General features: G+C 19.7%; 2 protein-coding genes. Both read left to right on the forward strand.

Annotated elements, in window-relative coordinates:
- Positions 1-865 (forward strand): Mbov_0401 family ICE element transposase-like protein (locus tag EHV01_RS05490; RefSeq protein WP_422066579.1); only part of this gene is annotated, 865 nt, incomplete at its 5' end.
- A 51-nt stretch (positions 866-916) separates the two neighbouring features.
- Positions 917-1,222: a hypothetical protein gene (locus EHV01_RS05495; protein ID WP_422066580.1), complete on the forward strand. Its 306-nt coding sequence runs from the start codon at positions 917-919 to the stop codon at positions 1,220-1,222.
- Positions 1,223-1,511 lie beyond the last annotated feature (289 nt).

A 1,511-nucleotide genomic window follows, 5' to 3' on the forward strand; every position in this document is an offset into this window, starting at 1 on the left:
TAAAACTGATGAAACTTTAAAAGAATTTAAAGATTATAAAGCAAAAGAAATAAAACCAAGAACATTAACTATTTTAAATGGAAAAATAACTTTTAAAAGAAGAAAACTTTATAAAATCAATTCAGAAACAGGTAAAGAAGAATATATTTTTCCTTTGGATAAACTTTTAGGAATTGAAAAATGACAAAGAATAGATAATTCTGTTAAAGAAAAAATATTATCATTTATTGGTAAGAAAAAAACATATCAAGATATTTTAGATACTATGGAACATATAAAAATTTGTATAAAAACAATTTCAAATATTATGAAAAATGCAAAAACTGATAAAGAATATTATCTTAATAAAACTGATAAAAAAATAAAAATACCTCATACTTTATATATTCAAATTGATGGAACTTATTTAAAAATGTGAAATGAAAATAAAAAGGGTAAAGAAAAAATAAAAAAACATAGTATATTTTCAACTGTTCATACTGGTTTTGATAAAGAAAACTCAACTAAAAAAAGACCGGTAATTAAAGATAAATTAGGTGTTATAGAATTGGATAATATTCCAGAATATATTAAAAAAAGTAGTAAATTAACTAATTTTGTTAGTAAATTACTTACATTAATTACAAGTTATTATGATATTAATGACAATATTGAAATTATGGTATTAGGTGATGGTGCACCTTGAATTAAAAATATTGCAAAAGTTATTCAAGAATATTTCCCTAAAAATAAAGTGCATTACACCATAGATAAATTTCATCTTACAAGTAGATTTAAAAAACTATATCCGTTTCAAAATAAAAATAAAGAAAATAGAGAAACTTATCATAAAACCGTTGATTATTTTTATAATGCAAAATATTAAGAATTATTACAATGCTTAGAAAACAGTTCTTCTTTTATAAAAGAATCAAAAATGAAATTCTTAAAAGAAACAATTAAATTAATTAAAAATAATGAAGAGGGTGTCATAAATCAAATATTATGAAATAATATTGGTTGTCATGTTGAAGGTGATATATCACATTACTGTAAGGGTGTTTTGGTTAAAAAAGCAACTTATCATGAAAAAACTCTTAAAAATAAATTAAATACTAGTATGATGAATTTTAAAAATAAAATTAATTTATTTAACACTAATGAACCATTAGAAGAAATTATAATTAATTATTCAGTTAGTAACTTTAACAAACACGGACAACAAAACTTATATTTTTATTAATTTTATATAAGAAATTAAGTAATTTTAATAAAAATATATTTTTTGTTGTGGAAAAATTTAAAAAATACTAAAATATTATTGACAATAAAATTAAAAGTAATACAATTTAAATAAGTAAGTGGTATATTATTCCATAATTTCTAAGATATTAATTAAAACCCTTAAATAATACATACAACCAACAAGGTCGCATGGAAAAAAGAAGGGTTTTAAAAAATACATAGAAATTGAATACGAATAATAAATTAAACCATTTACTAAAATGGTTTTTTTATTTGTTGTAAAACTA

Source organism: Spiroplasma sp. hy2, from assembly GCF_044714365.1.
GTDB classification, from domain to species: Bacteria; Bacillota_I; Bacilli_A; order Mycoplasmatales; family Mycoplasmataceae; genus Spiroplasma; species Spiroplasma phoeniceum.